Here is a 567-nt window from a genome sequence, read left to right as displayed (position 1 = left end):
CTTCTGTTCTCATACCCTTAAGTTCTTTCTTCACTCATGTGAAGGGAGAGCCGACTGGCATTGAGTTCATCGACTCAACGAGCATTAAAGTGTGTCATAACTTGCGCATACCACGGCATAAGGTCTTCAAAGGCTCTGCGGCAAGAGGGAAAGGAACAATGGGCTGGTTTTACGGCTTTAAACTTCACATTATTACTAACCATCTTGGTGATATAGTCGCCGCCAAACTGACACCTGCAAACACCGATGATAGAAAGCCTGTTCGTGAGCTGTCAAAAGGGTTATTCGACAGACTTTATGCAGACAAGGGCTATATAAGTCAGGCATTGACTGAAGACCTAAAAGCCGATGGCGTGACTCTTATTACTACTCACCGTAAAAATATGAAACCCAAGGTTATAGCCGCTTGGGATAGAGCATTCCCGCCATAGAAGCCTACATGGTTTCATGTTGAACTTGCTTGGCGGACTCATCGCTTACTGTTTAAAACCAGAAAAGCCATCTCTAAATATCACAAGTACCGAAAAGACGGGGCTCATGGCGATTGCTTAAACCGATCTCAGGTTA

General features: G+C 44.6%; 1 pseudogene. It reads left to right on the top strand.

What is annotated here, in order from left to right:
- Positions 1-552: pseudogene (locus EYW48_RS21390) on the top strand (IS982 family transposase); the annotation flags it as partial.
- Positions 553-567 lie beyond the last annotated feature (15 nt).

Source organism: Vibrio sp. 1180_3 (assembly GCF_029478545.1).
GTDB classification, from domain to species: domain Bacteria; phylum Pseudomonadota; class Gammaproteobacteria; order Enterobacterales; family Vibrionaceae; genus Vibrio; species Vibrio aestuarianus.
Note: the sequence above shows the minus strand (reverse complement) of the source record. Positions and strands in the feature narration are given on the sequence as shown.